Consider the following 20966-nt stretch of genomic DNA (forward strand, 5'->3'; position numbering starts at 1 on the left):
CAGCCCGCCTGGGCCGGCAGGCGTCCGGCCCGCCGCCCCCAGGCTCGCCCCGCACCTGCCCGGCACCTGCCTCACCTGGTGACGGGATGGCGGCGCGGCGTTTTCTGTCGGTGGGGAGATGCATGATGGGCAGGTGGGTGCGCTCGACGGCTTCAGCTCTGTGACCAGGGAGTGGTTCACCGGCGCCTTCGCGACGCCGACCGCGGCGCAGGAGGGCGCGTGGTCGTCGATCGCGCGGGGTGAGAACACGCTCGTGGTCGCTCCCACCGGGTCCGGCAAGACGCTCGCGGCCTTCCTGTGGGCCATCGATCGCCTCGCCGTCGAGCACACGACGCGCCCGGCCTCGCCGGGAGCCGAGGTGGAACGGCCCGGCGGCCGCCGCGGTGGGCGACGCGGCCGGAAGGACGACGGGGAGCCGCCCCGGCCCTGCCGGGTCGTGTACGTCTCCCCTCTGAAGGCCCTCGCGGTGGACGTCGAGCGGAACCTGCGGGCCCCGCTCACGGGCGTCCGGCAGACGGCGCTGCGGATGGGCCTGCCCGCGCCCGGCATATCGGTGGCGATCCGTTCGGGGGACACCGCGGCCGAGGAGCGGCGCCGTTTCGCCACCCGGCCCTCCGACATCCTGATCACGACGCCCGAGTCCCTGTTCCTGATCCTCACCTCGCAGGCGCGCGAGGCGCTGCGCGGCGTCGAGACCGTGATCGTGGACGAGGTCCACGCCGTCGCGGGGACCAAGCGCGGGGCGCACCTCGCGCTGACGCTGGAGCGGCTCGACGCCCTGCTGCCCGCCCCGGCCCAGCGCATCGGACTGTCGGCGACCGTGCGGCCGGTCGAGGAGGTGGCGACGTTCCTCGGCGGGTCCCGCCCGGCCACGGTCGTGCAGCCGCCCTCCGAGAAGGTCATCGAGGTCGACGTCGTGGTGCCGGTGGAGGACATGACCGAGCTGGCGCCGCCCCCGCCCGGCGCTGACGGCGGGTCGCCGGAGCACCGCAGGAGCATCTGGCCGCATGTCGAGGAGCACCTGCTCGACCTGATCGAAGCCCATCGGTCCACGATCGTCTTCGCCAACTCGCGACGTCTGTCGGAGCGCCTGTGCGCCCGGCTCAACGAGCTCGCCTGGGAACGGCGGACCGCGCCGCCGCCAGGCGAGGGCGCGAGCCCCGGCCCGGGAGATCCGGCCCACTGGTCGGATGCCTTCGAGGAGTTGCACGCGCAGTGGTCCGACCGGCACGAAGAACCTGACGCCGAACGCGCGGACAGCGCATACGGCGACAGCCCGCACTCAGACAGCCCACACTCAAACAGCGCACTCGGCGACATCGCGCACCGAGACGGCGGGTGGGCGGATGCCCTACGGCCTGATGTCCAGCGCGGTGATACCCGGCGGACCGGCCCGGCGGCCATGCCGGCGGAGATGACGGCCCAGGCGGGAGTCTCGGGCGGCGCGATCCCCGAGGTGGTGCGGGCGCATCACGGCTCCGTCTCCAAGGAGGAGCGGTCCCAGATCGAGGAGGCGCTGAAGTCGGGCCGCCTGCCCGCGGTGGTCGCCACCTCCAGCCTGGAGCTGGGCATCGACATGGGGTCGGTCGACCTGGTCGCCTGTGTCGAGGCGCCGCCCAGCGTGGCGAGCGGCCTGCAGCGCATCGGCCGCGCCGGGCACCAGGTCGGGGCCGTCTCCCGTGGCGTGATCTTCCCCAAGTATCGGGGCGACCTCGTTCAGACGGCCGTCGTGGCCGAGCGCATGCGTACGGGACAGATCGAGGCGCTCCGCTATCCGCGCAACCCCCTCGACGTGCTGGCCCAGCAGATCGTCGCGATGACCGCGCTCGACGAGTGGACGGTCGACGCGCTGGAGACGCTGGTTCGCCGTGCCGCGCCGTACGCCACGCTGCCGCGCAGCGCGCTGGAGGCGACGCTCGACATGCTCGCCGGGCGCTACCCGAGCGAGGAGTTCGCCGAACTGCGGCCGCGCATCGTCTGGGACCGGGTGACGGGCACCCTCCAGGGCCGTCCCGGGGCCCAGCGCCTGGCGGTGACCAACGGGGGCACCATCCCCGACCGCGGGCTGTTCGGCGTGTTCCTCGTGGGCGACAAGGCGTCGCGCGTGGGCGAGCTGGACGAGGAGATGGTCTACGAGTCCCGGGTCGGCGACGTGTTCGTGCTGGGCGCGACCTCGTGGCGGATCGAGGACATCACCGCCGACCGGGTCCTGGTCTCCCCCGCCCCCGGGCAGCCGGGCAAGCTGCCGTTCTGGCACGGAGACGCGCCGGGCCGGCCCGCCGAGCTCGGCCGGGCGATCGGCGCGTTCGTCCGTGAGCTGTCGGCCGCGGGGGCGGGTGGCCGGGGCGACACGGCGCCGGCGCGCGAGCGGATTCGCGCGGCGGGGCTCGACGACTACGCCGTCGGCAACCTGCTCGCCTATCTGACCGAGCAGCGGGAGGCCACGGGCTATGTGCCCGACGACCGCACGCTCGTGGTCGAGCGGTTCCACGACGAGCTGGGCGACTGGCGCGTGGTGATCCACTCCCCCTTCGGCGCGCGGGTCCACGCCCCCTGGGCGCTCGCCATCGGACGGCGGCTGCGCGAGCGGTACGGCGTCGACGTCCAGGCCATCCACTCCGACGACGGCATCGTGCTGCGCGTGCCCGACACCTTCGAGGACGCGCCCACCGACGTCGCGGTGTTCGACGCCGAGGAGATCGAGCAGGTCGTCATCGAGGAGCTGGGGGGCTCCACCCTGTTCGCCTCCCGGTTCCGGGAGTGCGCCGGGCGCTCCCTCCTGCTGCCCCGCCGCTCCCCCGGCAGGCGCACCCCCCTGTGGCAGCAGCGCCAGCGGGCGGCCCACCTGCTCGGCGTCGCGAGCAAGTACGCCGGGTTCCCGGTGGTGCTGGAGACGATGCGCGAGTGCCTGCAGGACGTCTTCGACGTGCCGGGCCTGGTGGATCTCATGCGGAACGTCGCCGCCCGCCGGGTGCGGGTGGTCGAGGTGGAGACCACCCAGGCGTCCCCGTTCGCGGCGTCGCTGCTGTTCGCCTACATCGGCGCGTTCATGTACGAGGGTGACGCGCCGATGGCCGAGCGGCGGGCGCAGGCGCTCGCCCTCGACACCGCGCTCCTCGCCGAGCTCATGGGGCAGGCCGACCTGCGGGAGCTGCTCGATCCGGATGTCGTCGCCGAGACCGAGCGGGAGCTGGCGCGGCTGGACAGGCCGTTGCGCGACGCCGAGGACCTCGCCGACCTGCTGCGCTCGCACGGCCCGCTGCTCGCCCAGGACGTCTCGATCCGCGAAGGAGACCCGGGCTGGCTCGCCGACCTGGAACGGGCACGCCGGGCCATCCGGGTGCGTGTGGCGGGCCACGAGCAGTGGGCCGCGGTGGAGGACGCCTGGCGCCTGCGCGACGCGCTCGGGGCGCCGTTGCCGGTGGGCGTCCCGCACGAGTTCCTCGAAGCGCCCCTCGCCGGTGGGTCCGGCGGGCCGGGCCGGGCCGCCGTCCCCGATCCGCTCGGTGACCTGGTCGCGCGGCACGCCCGCACCCGCGGGCCGTTCTCCTCCGGCACGGCCGCCGCGCGATTCGGCATGGGCGTCGCGGTGGTGGACGAGGCGCTGCGCCGTCTCGCGGCGGCGGGCAGGGTGGTCGCGGGCGAGTTCCGCCCGGGGGCCCGGGGCGAGGAGTGGTGCGACGCCGGGGTGCTGCGGCTGCTGCGGCGCCGGTCGCTGGCGCGGCTCCGCAAGGAGGTCGAACCGGTCCCCCCGGAGACGCTGGCGGCGTTCCTGCCCGCCTGGCACGGCATCGTCCCGCAGGGCGGCACGCCGACCGGCGGGGAGCAGGGCGGGAACGCCGGCCGGACCGGGCTCTCGGCGCTCGGCACCCAGAGCGGACAGGGCACCCAGAGCGGACAGGGCCACGGCCCGGCGCGGGCCATGGACGCTCTGATCACGGCGATCGAACGATTGCAGGGAGCAGCCGTCCCCGCTTCCGCGTTGGAGTCGCTGGTGCTCCCCGCCCGAGTGCCCGGATACTCCCCCGCCCTGCTCGACGAGCTGACCTCGTCCGGGGAGGTCGTCTGGGTGGGCCAGGGTTCCCTGCCCGGCGGCGACGGGTGGGTCGGTCTCTACTTCGCCGACACCGCACCCCTGCTGCTTCCCGCGCCGTCGGAGATCACCATGACGCCGCTGCACGAGCAGGTCCTGGAGATCCTGAGCGGGGGCGGCGCGCTGTTCTTCCGCGAGTTGTCCAACCGGATCGCGGCGGCGGCGCTCGGCGAGCAGGCGCCGCCCGATTCCGGCCAGGACGCCGCCTCGGCCCGCCGGGCCAGGATCCTCGGCCGCGCCCCGGATGAGGCGGCGGGTGCCGCGCGGGCGAGCGCGGTGCCGGACGACACGACACTCGCGGCAGCTTTGTGGGACCTCGTCTGGGCGGGCCGGGTCACCGGTGACACGCTCGCCCCGCTTCGCTCGACTCTGGGCACCGGGCGGCCCGCCCACCGGCCGGCGGCGACCAGGCGCCGCCGCGCGGTGCTGCCGACGAGAAGCGGCCCGCCGACCGTGAGCGGCCGATGGTGGCTGCTGCCCTCGCCGGCGGCCGACGGCACCCAGCGGGCCCACGCGCAGGCCGAAGTTCTGCTGGAGCGGCACGGCGTGCTGACGCGGGGCGGCATCTCGGCCGAGCGCCTGCCCGGTGGTTTCTCCGCCGTCTACCAGGTGCTGCGCGCCTTCGAGGAGAGCGGCCGGTGCCGCCGGGGCTACTTCGTCGAAGGTCTGGGCGGCGCCCAGTTCGCCCTGCCGGGCGCGGTCGACCGCATGCGCGCCCTGTCCTCCACGCGTCCCGCTCCGGCCGAGGACCTGTGGTCGATCCCCGCCCCGCCGCCGCCTCGCCGTGCGGTCGTGCTCGCGGCGACCGACCCGGCCAACCCCTACGGTGCGGCCCTGTCCTGGCCGGACCGCACCGACGACGTGACCCACAAGCCGGGCCGCAAGGCCGGTGCGCTGGTGGTGCTGGTGGAGGGTGCGCTGATCCTCTACGTGGAGCGCGGCGGCAAGACCCTGCTCTCGTTCGGGCCCGAGGAGGACCTGCGGTCCGCCGTGCTGGCCCTGGCGGTCGCCGTGAAGCGGGGAGCCCTGGGGAAGCTGACGGTCGAGCGCGCCGACGGCACCGCCATCGCCGACTCTCCGCTCGCGGCGGCGCTCGAAGCCGCGGGCTTCCACCCCACCCCCCGCGGTTTGCGCATCCGCGCCTGAGTCCTCCCTCCGCCCCCCGCGGCCTGCGCATCCGTGCCTGAATGCTCCCTCCGCCCCCGCTCAGCACGGGCGAGTCCCCCTCCCCGGCTGTCTTCCCCGGACATGTAATTTTCAGCCGATCCTGTGATCGCTCGAAGGCGCGACACCTCCCGTGGGCGGCACAGGAGCGGTGCCATACCGACAGTCCGGCCGCCCACCGCGGACGTGTCCGTTGACGCTTGACCCGCCCTCTGCGTACGGTCCGCCGGGAAACGCCCATTTTCCGAGAAGGAAATCGTTTGTCGGATTTACCGGGAGCGGCGGTGGCAGCGAGCACGGCAGGTGAAGTGCTTGAGAGCACACATGTCCGGCCTCCTGCCTTCTCATCGGCAACTGTCCGGCAATCGATGTCCCAGCCGTTGCCGACCCCGTCGGAGCCGCCCCGGCGGGTACCGTCCCGGCAGGCACCGGCGGAGCGGTCGGCGCCGGCACGCGTGCGAGCCGACCGCGGACGGCAGCCCGGCCGATCGCCTCCCGCCGACCTCGATCGCCGCCTCGCCCGGCGGCGTCGACCTCCGGACCAGAACGGCCGCTCAGCCGTGTCAGGCCACGGCCGTTCTCTGCTTCACGTCAGCGGCTCTCGCATGGGCTCCCTTCTCCCCCTCAATCCGCCCCCCGTCTCCGAGGACACAGATGCGACTCTTCTCCCACCGGTTAGGAGCGGCGCTGGCCGCCGTCGTCTGCGCCGGGACCGTAGGCGCCGTCACGCCGGCCCTGACCGCCCAGGCCGCGACCGGCTGTCAGGTCACCTACACGATCACCAATCAGTGGCCGGGCGGCTTCGGCGCGAATGTTAACGTTAACAACATCGGTGATCCAGTGAACGGCTGGACGTTGACCTGGTCATTCACCGCCGGGCAGACCATCACCCAGCTCTGGAACGGCAGCCACACGCAGTCGGGAGCGCAGGTCACCGTCACCGACGCCGGCTACAACGGCTCCATCCCCACCAACGGCACGGCCGGCTTCGGCTTCAACGGCTCCTGGGACGGTTCCAACCCCGTTCCCACCGATTTCACCCTGAACGGCACCCCGTGCACCGGCACCGTCGCCAGCCCGTCGGCGAGCCCGTCACCAAGCCCGTCACCAAGCCCGTCACCAAGCCCGTCCGCGAGCCCCTCAGCGAGCCCCTCAGCGAGCCCCTCAGCGAGCCCCTCGGTGAGCCCGTCGCCGTCCCCTTCGGCCAGCCCCTCCGGCGCCACGCCACCGACGAACCCCGTGGGGAAAGTGCTCACCGTCGCAGTCGGCTCCCCGTTCCGGCCGGTCACGCACGTCGCGGCCGGCGGCCTGTACGGCCTGGCGGAAAACAGCCGCCCGGCCGACTCCGCGCTGCTGCCGCTGAAGGTCAACTCGCTGACGCAGCCCGCCCCGGGCGTGGGGCAGCGGCCCAACGGCCAGCCGCCCGGCGGTGACTCGCTGCTGGTGGCCCCGCAGGCCACCCGGGTGGGGGCCGGGGAGTACGTCCGGATGCCGGACATCTACCCCAACTTCCCCTACCGGTGGGTGAGCTGGACCGACTGGCTGGCCAAGGTGAACACGATGGTCACCGCCCGCCGCAACGCGACCTCGGTGACCAACGTCATCGGCTGGGAGCTGTGGAACGAGCCCGACTGGACCTGGAACACCTCCGCCGCCGGGTCCTTCAACGACGGCTGGACGCGCACCTTCCGGGCCGTGCGGGCGCTGGACACCACGACGCCGATCGTCGGCCCGAGCATCTCCTACTACAACCGCTCCTGGTTGTCGTCGTTCCTGAGCAGCGCCAAGGCCGCGGGCACGCTGCCCGACGTCATCTGCTGGCACGAGCTGGGCGGCGACCCCAGTGGCATCGCCGCGCACATCGCCGACTACCGCGCGCTGGAGTCCTCGCTCGGCATCAGCCCCCGCCGCATCTCGATCAACGAGTACGCCGCGACCAGTGAGGTCGACGTCCCGGGCCGGATCGCCAGCTATGTGGCCAAGCTCGAACGCGGCGGGGTCGAGACGGCGCACCGGGCGTTCTGGTACGAATACGGCACCATGAACGGGCTTGTCGTCAACAACAGCCAGCCCACCGGCACCTGGTGGCTGTACAAGTGGTACGGCGACATGGCCGGCCGCATGGTCACCACCACCCCGCCCGCCCAGACCGGGCTGGACGGCTTCGCCTCCTACGACGCCACCCGCAAGATCGTCAACGTGGTCCTCGGCAACGAGTCCGGCACCAACACCGTCCGCGTCACCGGCATCGGCGCGCTGGGCTCCTCGGTCCGGGTCACGCTGGAGTCCACGCACACGCCGAACCGCTTCACCTCGGTTCCGGCGGCCACCGCCGTCTCCGACATCGTCTACCGGGTGACCGGCGATCAGCTACTGGTGACGGTGCCGAACATGGCCGCCTCGGACGCCTACCACGTGATCGTCCAGCCGGCCGGCGGGGTGCCGTCCTACCAGCAGCGCTACGAGGCGGAGAACGCGTCGGTCTTCCGCGCCCAGCGGCTGACCGGCTCCAGCGCGTCCGAGGGCGGCTACGTGGGCCGCATCGACAACAGCAACGGTGATCACAGCACCGACAGCTACGTCGACTTCGTGGTGAACGTGCCTGCCGCCCGGACCTACACGATGACCATCGGCTACGCCAACGGCACCGGCGCCACCGCCACCCAGGGCCTGGCCGTGAACGGCGGGTCGTGGAGCACCGTCGGCTACCCGGCCACTTCCGGGTGGGGCCAGTTCGGCGCCACGGTCAGCACCACCGTGAACCTGCGGGCGGGCTACAACGTCATCCGCCTGGCCAAGGGCTCCCCCGGCTTCTCCGGTGGCACCGGCTACGCCGAGCTGGACCACATCCAGCTCACCTGAGCCACGCCGCATCACACCCCCCGCGCCGAACCCGCCCGCACCGGCACCCCGGCGCGGGCGGCCGGGCCGTCCCTACAGCTCGACGGGGCCGTAAACGGCGGCGGGGGCGTGGCGGGTCATGGCCCAGTAGCGGTCGCCGTAGGACCAGTGCCACCACTCGGTCGGGTAGTTGACCAGCCCGGCCGCCTCCAGGGCGGCCCGCAGCACGTCGCGGTTGCGCCGCGCCTCGGCTCCCACGGGGGCGGCGGTGTAGCACGCGCCGCCGCTCTGCTCGGGGGTCGCGTTGACGGCCGTCCCCATGTCGAGCTCCACCCCGTCGCCGTCGCACAGCGTGAGGTCGACGGCCGCGCCCGCCGTGTGCGGGGCCACCTCGATCGGCGAGACGTACCGGCTCGCGGCGACGTGCAGCTCCGCGTCCGACAGCAGGGGGAACGTGGTGCGCAACTCGTCCTTGTAGTCCTCGAAGTACTTCGTCTGCAGCGCCGGCGGGCGGTAACCCTCGACCACCACCAGGTTGCATCCGGCGGGCAGCCGCTCCTGCGCCTCCTCCAGACGGGCGAGCAGGCCCTCGCGCAGGTGGGCGTAGGCCCCGGCGGGGTCGGCGAGCCGCCCGTCCACCCGCAGCCGCCCCCGTACGTCGCTCAGCTTCTCCCCGCACTCGCGCACGCCGATCGCGGTCACACGGGGGTCGGAGATGAGCACCGGACCTTCGGCGAGGCCGGGTACGGCGAAGCGATCATGTAGAGGTTCGGGCACGTGGATCAATTTACCGTCAAACAGTGTCCGAAAAGACCTCTTCGCGCGCTTGGTCCAGTGCCGCGACGATCGCACCCATGAGAACTGGATTGCCCTCCACGCTGGTCGCCACCACCGTGGGACTACTCGGGCACACCCTGGCCACCGCCTCCTCGACGCGCTCCGCGAGGTGAGCGCCGCCGGCCCTGCCCACGTCACCGCTGAGCACGACGAGCCCCGGGTCGAGGACCACGGAGACCGCCGCGACGCCGACCGCGAGCCGCCCGGCCAGGTCCTCGACGAAATCCTCGTTGCCGGCGTCGATGGCCGTACGGACCAGGTCGGCCACCTCGGCGTCCCGCATGTCCGGGGTGGCGAGGCCGTGCGAGCGGGCAAGGTTGCGCAGCGCCTCTCCTCCGACGAGGCGCTGGAAGGAACCGGTCTGCGGCGCGGTGACCGCGCTCGGCAACGGTTCCCCGGGGACGGGCAGCCAGCCGATCTCGCCCGCGCCGCCGGTGATGCCCCGGTGCAGCCTGCCGCCGAGCATGACGCCGAGGCCCTGGCCGACGCCGGTCCACAGGATCACGAAATCGTCGGCGCCCCGGGCGGCGCCGTACGTCTGCTCGGCGAGGGCCGCCAGGTTGACGTCGTTCTCGATGATCACGCATTCGCCGAGCAGGGTGCGCAGCCCGGCCAGGATGCCGACGTGCCAGGTGGGCAGGTCGACGGAGTAGCGCACGTCGCCGGTGAGCGGATCGACCACTCCGCGCGTGCCGATGACGAAGCAGCGCAGCCGGGCGAGTTCGATCCCGGCCGTCTCGCAGGCCCGCTGGACGGCCTCGTGGACGATGCCCACGGGATCGCGGGCCTCGCTCGGGTCCACGGTCACCTGGGCGACGACCGTGCCGGCGATGTCGGCGACGGCGGCCGTGACGCTGTCCGGCAGCACCTCCAGCCCGGCGACGTACGCGCTGGAGGGGTTGACCCCGTACAGCGCGGCGTTGGGGCCGCGGCCTCCGGAGCGCTCCCCCGCGGCCGTCACCAGCCCGCGCGTCTCCAGACGGGCCAGGAGCTGGCCGGATGTGACCTTGGACAGCCCGGTAAGCTCTCCCAACTCGGCTCTGGTCAGCGGGCCTCTGGAGATGAGGAGTTCCAATGCCGCGCGATCGTTGATCTGCCGAAGCAGCCGAGGCGTACCCGGTCGTTGAGCCACCGGCAGGTTCCCCTCTCGTCACGATCCGCTAACGCGGTCTTTTTTATAAGAAAGTTTCTTGTTAGTTTAGCGCCAGCCAGCCCGGAGGCAACCGATCAGCCTCGGGACGCCATGAGCGCCGACCGAAAGGAGAGCGCCTTCCAGCAGGTGAGCGGCCCGCCGACACCCCCCACGAGGCGCACCCCCGACGCGAAGCCGGGAAGGGAGAGACCCATCGTGAAGATCGTGAAGATCGCCGTCGCGACTACCGCGACCGCTGCCCTGGCCCTGGGACTCGCCGCTTGCGGAAGCGACGACTCCGGAAGCACGACCGCCCCGACGGCCTCCGCCGCCGCGAACGGTCCGAAGTTCGCCGGTCAGACTCTTACCGTGTGGCGACTCGGTGCCCCCACCGACGTCTTCACCAAATACATGGACGACCTGAACGCCAAGTTCAAGGAGCAGACAGGCGCCGAAGCGAAGGTCCAGTGGGTCCCCTGGCCCGACGCCCAGAAGAAGTGGACCACCGCGCTCGCCGGCGGCGAGGGCCCGGACGTCACCGAGTTCGGCAACGACCAGGTCGCCGCCTGGGTGGCGCAGGACGCGCTCGCCGACATCACCGACGCCGCGAAGGGCGACCCCGAGCTCCAGCAGATCCCGCAGAACCTGTGGAGCTACGAGACCATCGACGGCAAGATCTACGCCTTGCCGTGGGGAGGCGGCACCCGCGCCGTGCTCTACCGCAAGGACTGGTTCGACAAGCTCGGCATCGAGGTCCCCAAGACCTGGGACGACCTGGTCGCGGCGGCCAAGACGATCGTGGACAAGCAGGGCAAGGACGTCGACGGCTTCGCCTTCAACGGCGGCTCCGACGCGAACATGTCGCTGTCGCCGTTCGTCTGGTCCGCCGGTGGTGACTTCGCCACATTCGAAGGCGGCAAGTGGGTGGGCCAGCTCACCCAGCCGGCCTTCAAGGAGGGCTTCCAGTTCTACACGGACCTGGTCGCCAAGGACGGCGTGTCCGGCAAGGGCCGCCTGACGCAAAACTCCGTCGACATCGCCCAGCGCTTCGCCGCCGGCAAGGTCGGCATGTACGTCACCGGCGGCTGGGACATCGCCGCCATCAAGGAGCAGAGCAAGGGCAAGGTCGACGAGTCGAAGATGGGCTTCTTCTCGCTGCCCGCCAAGGACGGCTCCGGCCCGGCCCCGGCCTTCCAGGGCGGCAACGACATCGCCGTCTGGAAGGACAGCAAGAACCCCGAGCTCGCCCTCGAGTACGTCAAGCTCGCCGCGGGCAAGGAGTTCGGCGTCCGGTACGCCAAGGAGGGCGGCCTGCTCCCGCTCTACCCCGACGCGCTCGCGGAGATGGGCGGCGACCCCGCCCAGAAGCCGTTCACGGAGACCTTCAAGGTCGCCAAGGGCTTCCCGGCCAGCCCCAACTGGGCCGAGGCCAACGACACCAAGGCCGTGCTGCAGAACGCGGCGCGCGAGGTGATCGAGGGCAAGAAGAGCGTCGACCAGGCTCTGACGGACGCGAACACCGAGCTTGAGACGATTCTCAACCAGTAGATCATGACTGACACGTCAACCCTCGCCCGGGGCGGAGCCGACACCTCCGCCCCGTCGCGGCGCGGTCGCAAGCGGGCGCGCGGATCGGGGCTCCCCCCGAAGGCCGTCCCCTACGTCCTGCTCCTGCCGGGCTTCCTGGTCATCGCGGTGCTGCTGCTCTACCCGATGTACCAGATGGTCGAGATGTCCTTTCACAAGGTCGGACTCCGCCAGATCAAGGCCGTCAACCCCGCGCCGGCCGACTTCATCGGCGTGGACAACTACGAGAGCGTCCTGTCCTCGCCCCTGTTCTGGTCGTCGCTGCGCAACACGGTGGTCTTCGCCCTCGTCACCGTCGCGCTGACGCTCCTCCTCGGGACCCTGGTCGGCCTGCTGCTCAACAAGCTCGGCCCGAAGATGTCGACCTTCGTGGTCGTCGGCATCATGGCCGCGTGGGCGACCCCGCCCACCGCGCAGGCCATCGTGTGGAAGTGGCTGTTCGACTCCGACGCCGGCGTCGCCAACTGGATGCTGAACCTGCTGCCCGACGGGCTGTCGCGGCTGCTGTTCGGTCATTCGGACTGGAGCGGCCAGCCCTGGTTCAACGACACCTCCACGCTCTACTTCGTGCTGATCCTCGCCGTGGTGTGGGCGTCGTTCCCGTTCATCGCGGTGTCGGTGCTCGCCGGTCTGAAGAGCATCCCGTCGGAGCTGTACGAGGCGGCGAAGATGGACGGCTCGGGCGCGGTCACCACGTTCAGGAGGATCACCTTCCCGCTGCTCAAGCCGGTGTTCTCGGTGCTGGTCGTGCTGTCGATCATCTGGGACTTCAAGGTCTTCACCCAGCTCTACCTGCTGGCGGGCGGCACCACGAACCGGGACGCGTTCAACCTCTCGCTGTGGAGCTACGCCGAGGCGTTCGGCGGCAGCTCGCCGAAGCTGGGGCTCGGCGCCGCCATCGCGGTCGTGCTGACCGTGATCCTGCTGCTGATCACCCTCGTCTACGTCCGGCAGATCGTGAAGACGGAGGACGACATCCGATGAACCCGCTGGCGCGCAGGAGACTCGGACGGATCGCGCTGAACGCGGCCGGCGTCGCGGTGTTCCTCTTCGCGGTCTTCCCCGTCTACTGGATGGTCGCCACGGCCTTCAAGCCGAACGACCAGATCTTCACCACGAGTTTCATCCCCTTCCCCAGCCCGCCGTCGCTGGACCACGTGCAGCGGGTCTTCACCAAGGGCGTGGGCGAGCTCCCCATCTGGCAGTACCTGCTCAACAGCACGCTCGTGGCACTCAGCGCCGTCGTGCTCGGCGCGGTCTTCGCGCTGCTCGCGGCGACCGCGGTGGCCCGGTTCCGCTTCCGCTTCCGCACCTCGTTCCTGATCCTGCTGCTGATCGTGCAGATGGTGCCGGCGGAGGCGCTGCTGATCCCGCTGTTCACCATGGTCAAGCGGATCGGCCTGTACGACCAGCTGCTCGGCCTGATCGTCGTCAACGTCGGCCTGACGCTGCCGTTCTCCGTCTGGATGCTGCGCACGTTCGTCGCGGCCGTGCCCAAGGAGCTGGAGGAGGCGGCCTGGATCGACGGCGCCGGCCGGTTCACCACCTTCTGGCGGGTGCTGTTCCCGCTGGTCGCGCCGGGTCTGGTGGCGACGAGCATCTTCGCCTTCATCACCACCTGGAACGAGTTCGTCTTCGCCCTCACCCTGATCAACGACCAGGGCAAGTACACGATGCCGGTCGCCCTGAAGTTCTTCGTCGGCCAGCGGTCGACCGACTGGGGCGGCATCATGGCCGCCTCCACCCTGATGACCATCCCGGTCCTCGTCTTCTTCCTGCTGGTCCAGCGGCGGATGGTCTCCGGCCTCGTCGCGGGCGCGGTCAAGGGATAACCCCACCGCCACCGGCACCTCCCCCTCGAACGGCCACCCTCGTACGGCCACCGCGCCAGGTGGCCGTACGGGTCCTGCCCGCGCGCCCTCACTCCCACTGTCACCTAAGGAGCGCAGACACCATGTCCGCCAAACGCGACCCCCTGGCGGGGGGCGCCGACCTGTCCACGCGTACCGGCGACCCGGGCCTGCACCGGCTCGCGGCGGGCGCACTGCTGATCTCGTTCCGGGGCACCACCGCGCCGGACTGGGTCCTGCGCGGCCTGGAGGGCGGTCTGGGCGGCGTCTGCCTGTTCGGGTTCAACGTCGCGGGCGGCGAACAGGTCGCCGCGCTCAGCGCCCGCCTGAACGAGGCGGGCCGCCCCGTCGTCTCCCTGGACGAGGAGGGCGGGGACGTCACCCGGCTGGCCTACCACACCGGGAGCGCCTATCCGGGCAACGCCGCGCTCGGCGCGGTGGACGACGTGGCCCTCACCGAGCGGGTCTACCACGCGATGGCGGCGGACCTGGCGCGGTGCGGGGTGAACCTCGACATGGGCCCGGTGGCCGACGTCAACACCGCGGACGACAACCCGATCATCGGCACCCGGTCGTTCGGCCCGTCGCCGGACCTCGTGGCACGGCACACGGTCGCGGCCGTACGCGGCCTGCAGTCGGCGGGGATCGCCGCCTGCGTCAAGCACTTCCCCGGCCACGGCGCCACCCATCAGGACTCCCACCTGGAGATCCCGATCGTGGACGCCTCGCTCGACCTGCTGAGAGAGCGTGAGCTGGTCCCCTTCCTCGCGGCGATCGAGGCCGGAGCGAAGTCGATCATGACGGCGCACGTGGCCGTTCCCGAGCTGACCGGCGACCTGCCCGCCACGCTCAGCGCCCGGGCGCTCACCTGGCTGCTGCGCCGCGAGCTGGACTACGACGGCGTCGTGCTCACCGACGCCCTCGACATGCACGCGATCAGCGAGAACGTGGGGCTGGCGGAGGGCGCGGTGCTGGCCCTGGCCGCGGGCGCCGACCTGCTGTGCCTCGGGCCGCTGCCCACGGCGGAGGACGTACGGGGCATGGTGGACCACATCGTGGACGCCGTCGCCGAGGGCAGACTCCCGGCCGAGCGGCTGGAAGAGGCCGCCGGGCGGGTGGAGCGGCTGCGCGACTGGTTCGCCGGCGCGCACCTGTCGTCGGGGAACGGGCCGGCCGGAGAGGTCGCGGAGGGCGACGTCGTCGGCCTCCGCGCCGCCCGGCGCGCCGTGTCGCTGACGGGCTCGGCGGGGCCGCTGGCCGACCCGTTCGTGGTCGAGATCGACACACCGCCGACGATCGCGGTGGGCGAGGTGCCCTGGGGGGTCGCGCCGTGGCTGCCGGAGGCCGAGATCGTCCGGGTCAGGCCGGCGGAGGCCGACGCCGGGGCGCTGCTCGGCCGGGCCCGGGAGCGTTCGCTGATCGTGGTGGTCAAGGACGCCCACCGCCACCCGGGCAGCCGCCGGCTGATCTCGGAGCTGCTCGCCGCCCGCCCGGACGCCGTCGTGATGGAGATGGGCCTGCCGATCTGGCGGCCGGAGGCGGGGGCCTACATCGCGACGTACGGCGCGGCCCGCCCCAACGCCCAGGCCGCGGTGGAGCTGCTGAGCGATGGCCCCTCGGTGGCGGGGCTGTAGAAGACGGGGCCGACCGGCCCATCGGCCGGTCGGCCCCTGTTCACTACGGTGGCGTCACCGGTACACACACCGTGATCGCCACGCGGCCCCGGTCAGCCGCAACTGGTCGCGGTGTAGCCGGCCTCGTAGGACGTGGTGACCTTCTCGCCGTCGATGAGCGAGGTGCCCGTGACGGTGGCCTCGCCCGCGCCGATCTGCTTGGCCCGCGCGTTGAAGGACTGGTAGGCCTGCTTGCCCGGGGCCACGTCGGCCACGGTCTTGGAGCCGTACGGGGTGGTCAGCGTCACCGTCGCCGGCACGTCGCCGTCGTTGACGGCCGTGACCGCGACGTACACCGACGAGCCCACGCAGCGGGACGAGGCGGTGACGGTCAGCGGCGTCTCGGCGGGCGGCGGCGCCATGACGATCGTGAAGTCGGTGGTGGCGACGTCGGAGGTGTTGCCGGCCTTGTCGGTCGCCCGGTAGCTCACAGTGTGCGCCCCCGGCTGGTCGATCACGAGCGCCTTCGTGTACGACGCGAACGCCTGACCGTCGACCGAGTACTCCACCGTGTCCACACCGGACTCGGTGTCGGTCGCGGAGATGGTCACCGTGGCGGACTCCACGTAGTCGCCATCGGCGTTCTTGTCGCCCGACACATCCGCCGCCACCGTCGGCGGCGTGGTGTCCTTCGGCTGCGGGGCCACCACTGTGAACGTCACCGACTGCACCTCAGAGGTGTTGCCGGCCTTGTCGGTCGCCCGATAGCTCACGGTGTGCTCGCCGACCTGGTTCACCGGCACCGGAGCCGTGTAGGCCTGGAACGCGCCAGCGTCCAGGGCGTACTCCACCGTGTCCACACCGGACTCGGTGTCGGTCGCGGAGACGGTCACCGCGGCGGACTCCACGTAGTCGCCATCGGCGTTCTTCTCGCCCGACACATCCGCCGCCACCGTCGGCGGCGTCGTGTCGGCGCTGGTGACCACGAGCTCGCCGACCATTCCCGAGTGACCGGGGATCGCGCAGTAGAAGCGGTACGTTCCGGGGGTGAGGTTCACCTGAACCTCGTGCCTGCCCCCGCTCGCGTCGAAGGGGCTGGCGACGAAGTTGACGTTGACGTCGTGGTTGTAGCCGGGGCTGGAGACGTCGAACGTCAGCGTGTGCGTCAGCCCGGAGGTGTTGCCGGTCGACGCGTTGGTCTCGAAGACGATCGTCGTAAGGCCGGCCTTCGCCGTGGTCGGCGCGGACTTGTACTGGGTGTAACTGTTGTCGGCGGTCCAGACGAGCGTCTGCTCCGCCGCCTGGACGGCCTGCTGACCCTGGTCCTGCGCCGCGGCTCCGACTCCCGACAGCCACACCGTCGGCAGTGCCACTGCCGCGATCACCAGGACCATGCGTCCGAGCGTGGCAGGGGTTCTGAGCGCCCTCCGCAAATCACCGAGGAAGCCCGACAAAGATCTGATGCGCATATACCGTGTACCTCTCATGATCTGATGCGCCGGCCGGCGGACATCATGCTTTGGCCGACGTCACTCCGAGGGCGTGCCGGGCGGGAGTGCTCGCGCACGCGGGCGTCGCGAAACTCGGCCAGGCGGTGTCGGCCTCGGAGCGGTGGTAGGTCTGGCGGCCATAACGGGCGGCGTCGCCACGCCCAGAGTCAGGGCGACGTTCCCCTTATGATCACGGCGCGGCGCCAGGCGGGTGGCCGGGGTATGCGAAGAGGTCTCTTCGGCCCATCGTCCGCTCCTTCGGTTGTGGGGGGGCAACAGCAACCTTCGGAAGAACTACCTGATCGGCCGCAGTGGTCACTGGGCTCGCCGGCGACGACATCGGTGCCGTGACGTCCTCCATCCCTTCAGAGGCTGGTGGCCGCTCTTCAGGCGCTTCGGCTGGAAAACGTAACATTCTGGCTGCATTTAGTCCACAACCATTACTAAGTTGACTCGTTCGTTACCATACTTACTGAAGAAATCAGCAAAAGACCCCGTACGCATCGAGGAAAGTGCCCTCACACCTGCCCGAATTCCACCTCCGGATCGACACGGCCGACGCTCCGCGGACCGGCCTCGGGTCCCGACCCTCACGTCGTATCCGCCGGCATCACGGACCACCCCCCCGCTCGCCGCGCCCAGGCGAGCGCCGTCCTTGATTGGGAACCATGACCGAGAAAAGCACTGATGTGACGCGACACCTGCTGTCCCGTCGCGCCTTCGCCACCACCGCGGCGACAGCCGCCGCGATCGCGCCGTTCGCCGTGTCGAGTCAGGCCACCGCGGCGCCTGCGGACAAGACAGCGGGCAGGACCGCGGGCGAGCCGGGCGACGTCCGCCGCATCACCCTCTACGTGGACAACCTGCCGAACGGTCAGCTGGGCTACGGCCTGGAGCCCGGCAAGCCCACGATCCCCGGCCCCCTCATCGAGATGATCGAGGGCGAGACCCTCGAGATCGAGCTCGTCAACAACGCCGACGTGACCGCCAGCCTGCATGTGCACGGAGTGGATTACGAATGGGACAGTGACGGCACGCGGATGAACAGCAGCGTGGTGGAGCCGGGAGGCCGGTACGTCTACACCTGGCGCACCCACGCCCAGATCGACCGGACGGACGGCACCGTCGCACCGGGCAGCGCGGGCTACTGGCACTACCACGACCACGTCGTGGGAACCGACCACGGCACGGGCGGCATCCTGCGCGGACTCTACGGGCCGGTCGTGGTACGCCGCACAGGCGACACACTCCCGGACAAGACCTTCACCATCGTCTTCAACGACATGACGACCAACAACCTCACGCCCGCGCCCGACTTCACCGCCGGACTCGGCGAACGGGTGGAGTTCATCGTCATCGCCCACGGAAACGTCTTCCACACCTTCCACATCCACGGACACCGCTGGGCCGACAACCGCACCGGCATGATCGAGGACCCGGAGGACCCGAGCCGGATCATCGACACAAAGACCACAGGACCCGCCGAGTCGTTCGGCTTCCAGGTCATCGCCGGCGAACGCGTCGGCCCCGGGAAGTGGATGTACCTCTCCCACGTACAGGACTATTCCGACAAGGGGCTGGCCGGGACGTTCACGGTGACCGGCGCGAGCGAGAGCGTGCCGCTGACCGTCACCGCCTCGTCCCGCTGCGTGGGCTCGTCGGTGTACGTCGCGGTCACCGCCGTCAACGACGGCGACGTGCCGGCGACCGTGACGCTGACCACCCCGTACGGCACCAAGACCGTGGCCGACGTGGCCCCGGGCAAGCAGGCCTACCAGTCCTTCAACGCGCGGGCCAAGCAGATCGACGCGGGCAAGGCCACCGTCACGGGCACCTCGCTCATCAACGGCAAGAAGGTCACCACGTCCTACGAGGCCGGCTACACCGCGACCAGCTGCGGCTGACCCGGCTTCGAAATTCCCTCTTTCCTTCGCGAATTCCTCCGGATCGGCACGGCCGCGCCTCGACCCGACCCCCAGGTCGCATCCGCTGGCTCGCCGTCGGCATCACGGACCACCCCCCGCTCGCCTCGCCCAGGCGAGCGCCGTCCTCGATTGGGAATCATGACCGAGAAAAGCACTGATGTGACGCGACGCCTGCTCTCCCGGCGCCTCTTCGCCACCACCGCGGCGACAGCCGCGGCGATCGCGCCGTTCGCCGTGGCGAGCCAGGCAACCGCGCAATCACCCGAGAAGACCACAGCCAAGGCCGCCGGCAGGACCGCGGGCGAGCCGGGCGACGTCCGCCGCATCACCCTCTACGTGGACAACCTGCCGAACGGTCAGCTGGGCTACGGCCTGGAGCCCGGCAAGCCCACGATCCCCGGCCCCCTCATCGAGATGATCGAGGGCGAGACCCTCGAGATCGAGCTCGTCAACAACGCCGACGTCACCGCCAGCCTGCACGTGCACGGAGTCGACTACGAGACGACCAGCGACGGCACGCGGATGAACAGCAGCGTGGTGGAGCCGGGAGACCGGTACGTCTACACCTGGCGCACCCACGCCCCGACCGACCGCCCGGACGGCACCATCGAACCCGGCAGCGCGGGCTACTGGCACTACCACGACCACGTGGTGGGAACCGACCACGGCACGGGCGGCATCCTGCGCGGGCTCTACGGGCCGGTCGTGGTACGCCGCACAGGCGACACACTCCCCGACAAGACCTTCACCGTCGTCTTCAACGACATGACGACCAACAACCTCACCCCGGCGCCCGACTTCACCGCCGAACTCGGCGAACGGGTGGAGTTCGTCGTCATCGCCCACGGAAACTTCTTCCACACCTTCCACATCCACGGACACCGCTGGGCCGACAACCGCACCGGCCTGCTGAAAGGCCCGCAGGACCCGAGCCGGATCATCGACACCAAGACCACAGGACCCGCCGAGTCGTTCGGCTTCCAGGTCATCGCCGGCGAACGCGTCGGCCCCGGAATGTGGATGTACCACTGCCACGTACAGAGCCACTCCGACATGGGAATGGCCGGGATGTTCACGGTGACCGACGCGGACGGGAACGTGCCGGGCCACTCCATGGACGACATGCCGGGCCACTCGATGGACGACATGTCCGGCCACTCGATGGACGACATGCCGGGCCACTCCATGGGCGGCTCGTAACGGCGACGCCCCATCCGTCCGAATCGGGGCTTCGGCTGGGAGCACTCCCTATGCCGTGAAGATCTCTTCCCTGGCCTGGTCGAGCGCGGCGAGGACGGCGCCGCGCAACACCGGGTTGCCCTCCACCTGGCCCGTGACGACCTGCGGCGGGACCGGGCAGATGCGCGCGACCGCCTCTTCCACGCGGGTGGTCAGCGCCGCCCCGCCGGCCCGGCAGACCTCTCCGTCCAGCACCACGAGACCGGGGTCGAGCACCACGCACACCGACGCGACGCCGAGGGCGAGCCGCGAGGCGACCTCGTCGAGCAGGGGCTCGCCCGCGGTCCCGGCGGCGACGGCCGCGGTCACGCAGTCGGCGGCGGTGTTCCCGGCGAAGCCGTGCCCGCGGGCCAGTTCGGTGACGGCCTCGGAGCTGACCAGCGACTGCAGGCCGCCGCCGAGCGACGGCAGGCGCCCGGGCACCGCCCTGACGTCGTCCGCGAGCGGCACGCCGGGCACCGGGAGGTAGCCGATCTCCCCCGCGCTGCCCGACCGGCCCCGGTGCAGCCGTCCGCCCAGCACGACGGCCAGGCCGATGCCCCGGCCCACCCACACGAGCACGAAGTCGTCCACCTCCCGGGCGGACCCCTTCGCCCGTTCGGCGATCGCGGCGAGATTGACGTCGTTCTCGATCGTGACGTCCCGGCGCAGGTCGCGTGCCAGCGCCTCGTGGATGCCCTCGTGCCACTGCGGCAGGTCGAAGGAGAACCGCACATCGCCGGTGCGGGGGTCGACGACGCCGGGCGTCCCGATGACCACGCCGCGCAGCCGCGACAGCGCCACCTTCGCGCTCCTGCACGCCTTCATCACGGCCGCGTGCACCAGCGACACCGGGTCGTCCCGCCCCTCGGGGGAGGCCGTCACCTCGGCCACCACGTCGCCGTTGATGTCGGCGATCGCCGCCGACACCCGGTCGGGTCCCACCTCGAGCCCCGCGACGTACGCGCAGGAGGCGATCACGCCGTACAGGGCGGCGTTGGGCCCCCGATTGCCCGCCTGCTCCCCCACGACCTCCACCAGGCCGCGCTCCTCCAGACGGGCCAGCGTCTGGGACGCGGTGACCTTGGACAGGCCGGTGAGCTCCCCGATCTGGCCACGCGTCAGGGGACCCGAGGCGAGCAGCAACTCCAGGGCGGACCGGTCGTTGATCTCCCGGAGCAGCCGGGGCACGCCAGGACGTCGCTCCATGCTCCTG

General features: G+C 71.3%; 12 protein-coding genes. 8 read left to right on the forward strand and 4 right to left on the reverse strand.

The features are described from left to right. Positions 1-118: 118 nt before the first annotated feature. Complete coding sequence (locus tag ACGFIB_RS04010; protein ID WP_393368269.1) at positions 119-5239, forward strand: Lhr family helicase; 5121 nt, start codon at positions 119-121, stop codon at positions 5237-5239. Positions 5240-5911: 672 nt separating this feature from the next. After that, positions 5912-8119 (forward strand): cellulose binding domain-containing protein, encoded by a 2208-nt coding sequence (locus tag ACGFIB_RS04015; protein WP_393368271.1) that lies wholly within the window; start codon positions 5912-5914, stop codon positions 8117-8119. Between the two features lie 72 nt (positions 8120-8191). Here ACGFIB_RS04015 and ACGFIB_RS04020 read toward each other — a convergent pair whose 3' ends face one another. After that, positions 8192-8875, reverse strand: coding sequence for a M15 family metallopeptidase (locus ACGFIB_RS04020; RefSeq protein ID WP_357248590.1), 684 nt, complete (start codon positions 8873-8875; stop codon positions 8192-8194). 16 nt (positions 8876-8891) lie between these two features. Then, complete coding sequence (locus tag ACGFIB_RS04025; protein ID WP_142575246.1) at positions 8892-10067, reverse strand: ROK family transcriptional regulator; 1176 nt, start codon at positions 10065-10067, stop codon at positions 8892-8894. 111 nt (positions 10068-10178) lie between these two features. On the opposite strand from ACGFIB_RS04025, the gene ACGFIB_RS04030 reads away from it, so the two are divergent. The 4 genes from ACGFIB_RS04030 to ACGFIB_RS04045 all read left to right on the forward strand — a co-directional run bounded on the left by ACGFIB_RS04030 (position 10179) and on the right by ACGFIB_RS04045 (position 15138). Next, complete coding sequence (locus ACGFIB_RS04030) at positions 10179-11615, forward strand: sugar ABC transporter substrate-binding protein (protein WP_357165204.1); 1437 nt, start codon at positions 10179-10181, stop codon at positions 11613-11615. A gap of 3 nt (positions 11616-11618) precedes the next feature. Next, positions 11619-12638, forward strand: coding sequence for a carbohydrate ABC transporter permease (locus ACGFIB_RS04035; RefSeq protein WP_357248587.1), 1020 nt, complete (start codon positions 11619-11621; stop codon positions 12636-12638). Then, positions 12635-13486 carry a carbohydrate ABC transporter permease gene (locus tag ACGFIB_RS04040; RefSeq protein ID WP_191051881.1) on the forward strand — a complete coding sequence of 284 codons (852 nt, stop codon included), beginning with the start codon at positions 12635-12637 and terminating at the stop codon, positions 13484-13486. The genes ACGFIB_RS04035 and ACGFIB_RS04040 overlap by 4 nt, the downstream gene beginning before the upstream one ends. 122 nt (positions 13487-13608) lie before the next feature. Beyond that, positions 13609-15138, forward strand: coding sequence for a glycoside hydrolase family 3 protein (locus ACGFIB_RS04045; RefSeq protein WP_393368275.1), 1530 nt, complete (start codon positions 13609-13611; stop codon positions 15136-15138). Positions 15139-15230: 92 nt separating this feature from the next. Here ACGFIB_RS04045 and ACGFIB_RS04050 read toward each other — a convergent pair whose 3' ends face one another. Then, on the reverse strand, positions 15231-16511 hold the full coding sequence (locus ACGFIB_RS04050) for an OmpL47-type beta-barrel domain-containing protein (protein WP_393368277.1): 1281 nt from the start codon (positions 16509-16511) through the stop codon (positions 15231-15233). A 764-nt stretch (positions 16512-17275) separates the two neighbouring features. On the opposite strand from ACGFIB_RS04050, the gene ACGFIB_RS04055 reads away from it, so the two are divergent. Further along, complete coding sequence (locus ACGFIB_RS04055; protein ID WP_393368279.1) at positions 17276-18511, forward strand: multicopper oxidase domain-containing protein; 1236 nt, start codon at positions 17276-17278, stop codon at positions 18509-18511. A 159-nt stretch (positions 18512-18670) separates the two neighbouring features. Further along, positions 18671-19732 (forward strand): multicopper oxidase domain-containing protein, encoded by a 1062-nt coding sequence (locus ACGFIB_RS04060; RefSeq protein WP_393368281.1) that lies wholly within the window; start codon positions 18671-18673, stop codon positions 19730-19732. 48 nt (positions 19733-19780) lie between these two features. Here ACGFIB_RS04060 and ACGFIB_RS04065 read toward each other — a convergent pair whose 3' ends face one another. Next, positions 19781-20959 (reverse strand): ROK family transcriptional regulator, encoded by a 1179-nt coding sequence (locus ACGFIB_RS04065; RefSeq protein WP_357248572.1) that lies wholly within the window; start codon positions 20957-20959, stop codon positions 19781-19783. Positions 20960-20966: the final 7 nt, after the last annotated feature.

Origin of the sequence: Microbispora bryophytorum, from assembly GCF_043197435.1 — a bacterium.
Classification (GTDB): domain Bacteria; phylum Actinomycetota; class Actinomycetes; order Streptosporangiales; family Streptosporangiaceae; genus Microbispora; species Microbispora bryophytorum.

What these genes read in the sequence shown, in the direction of transcription:
- ACGFIB_RS04055 (WP_393368279.1), top strand. Translation starts at nt 17,276, where the DNA reads ATGACCGAGAAAAGCACTGATGTGACGCGACACCTGCTGTCCCGTCGC.
- ACGFIB_RS04060 (WP_393368281.1), top strand. Translation starts at nt 18,671, where the DNA reads ATGACCGAGAAAAGCACTGATGTGACGCGACGCCTGCTCTCCCGGCGC.
- ACGFIB_RS04040 (WP_191051881.1), top strand. Translation starts at nt 12,635, where the DNA reads ATGAACCCGCTGGCGCGCAGGAGACTCGGACGGATCGCGCTGAACGCG.
- ACGFIB_RS04045 (WP_393368275.1), top strand. Translation starts at nt 13,609, where the DNA reads ATGTCCGCCAAACGCGACCCCCTGGCGGGGGGCGCCGACCTGTCCACG.
- ACGFIB_RS04015 (WP_393368271.1), top strand. Translation starts at nt 5,912, where the DNA reads ATGCGACTCTTCTCCCACCGGTTAGGAGCGGCGCTGGCCGCCGTCGTC.
- ACGFIB_RS04030 (WP_357165204.1), top strand. Translation starts at nt 10,179, where the DNA reads ATGAGCGCCGACCGAAAGGAGAGCGCCTTCCAGCAGGTGAGCGGCCCG.
- ACGFIB_RS04035 (WP_357248587.1), top strand. Translation starts at nt 11,619, where the DNA reads ATGACTGACACGTCAACCCTCGCCCGGGGCGGAGCCGACACCTCCGCC.
- ACGFIB_RS04050 (WP_393368277.1), bottom strand. Translation starts at nt 16,511, where the DNA reads ATGGTCCTGGTGATCGCGGCAGTGGCACTGCCGACGGTGTGGCTGTCG.
- ACGFIB_RS04065 (WP_357248572.1), bottom strand. Translation starts at nt 20,959, where the DNA reads ATGGAGCGACGTCCTGGCGTGCCCCGGCTGCTCCGGGAGATCAACGAC.
- ACGFIB_RS04010 (WP_393368269.1), top strand. Translation starts at nt 119, where the DNA reads ATGCATGATGGGCAGGTGGGTGCGCTCGACGGCTTCAGCTCTGTGACC.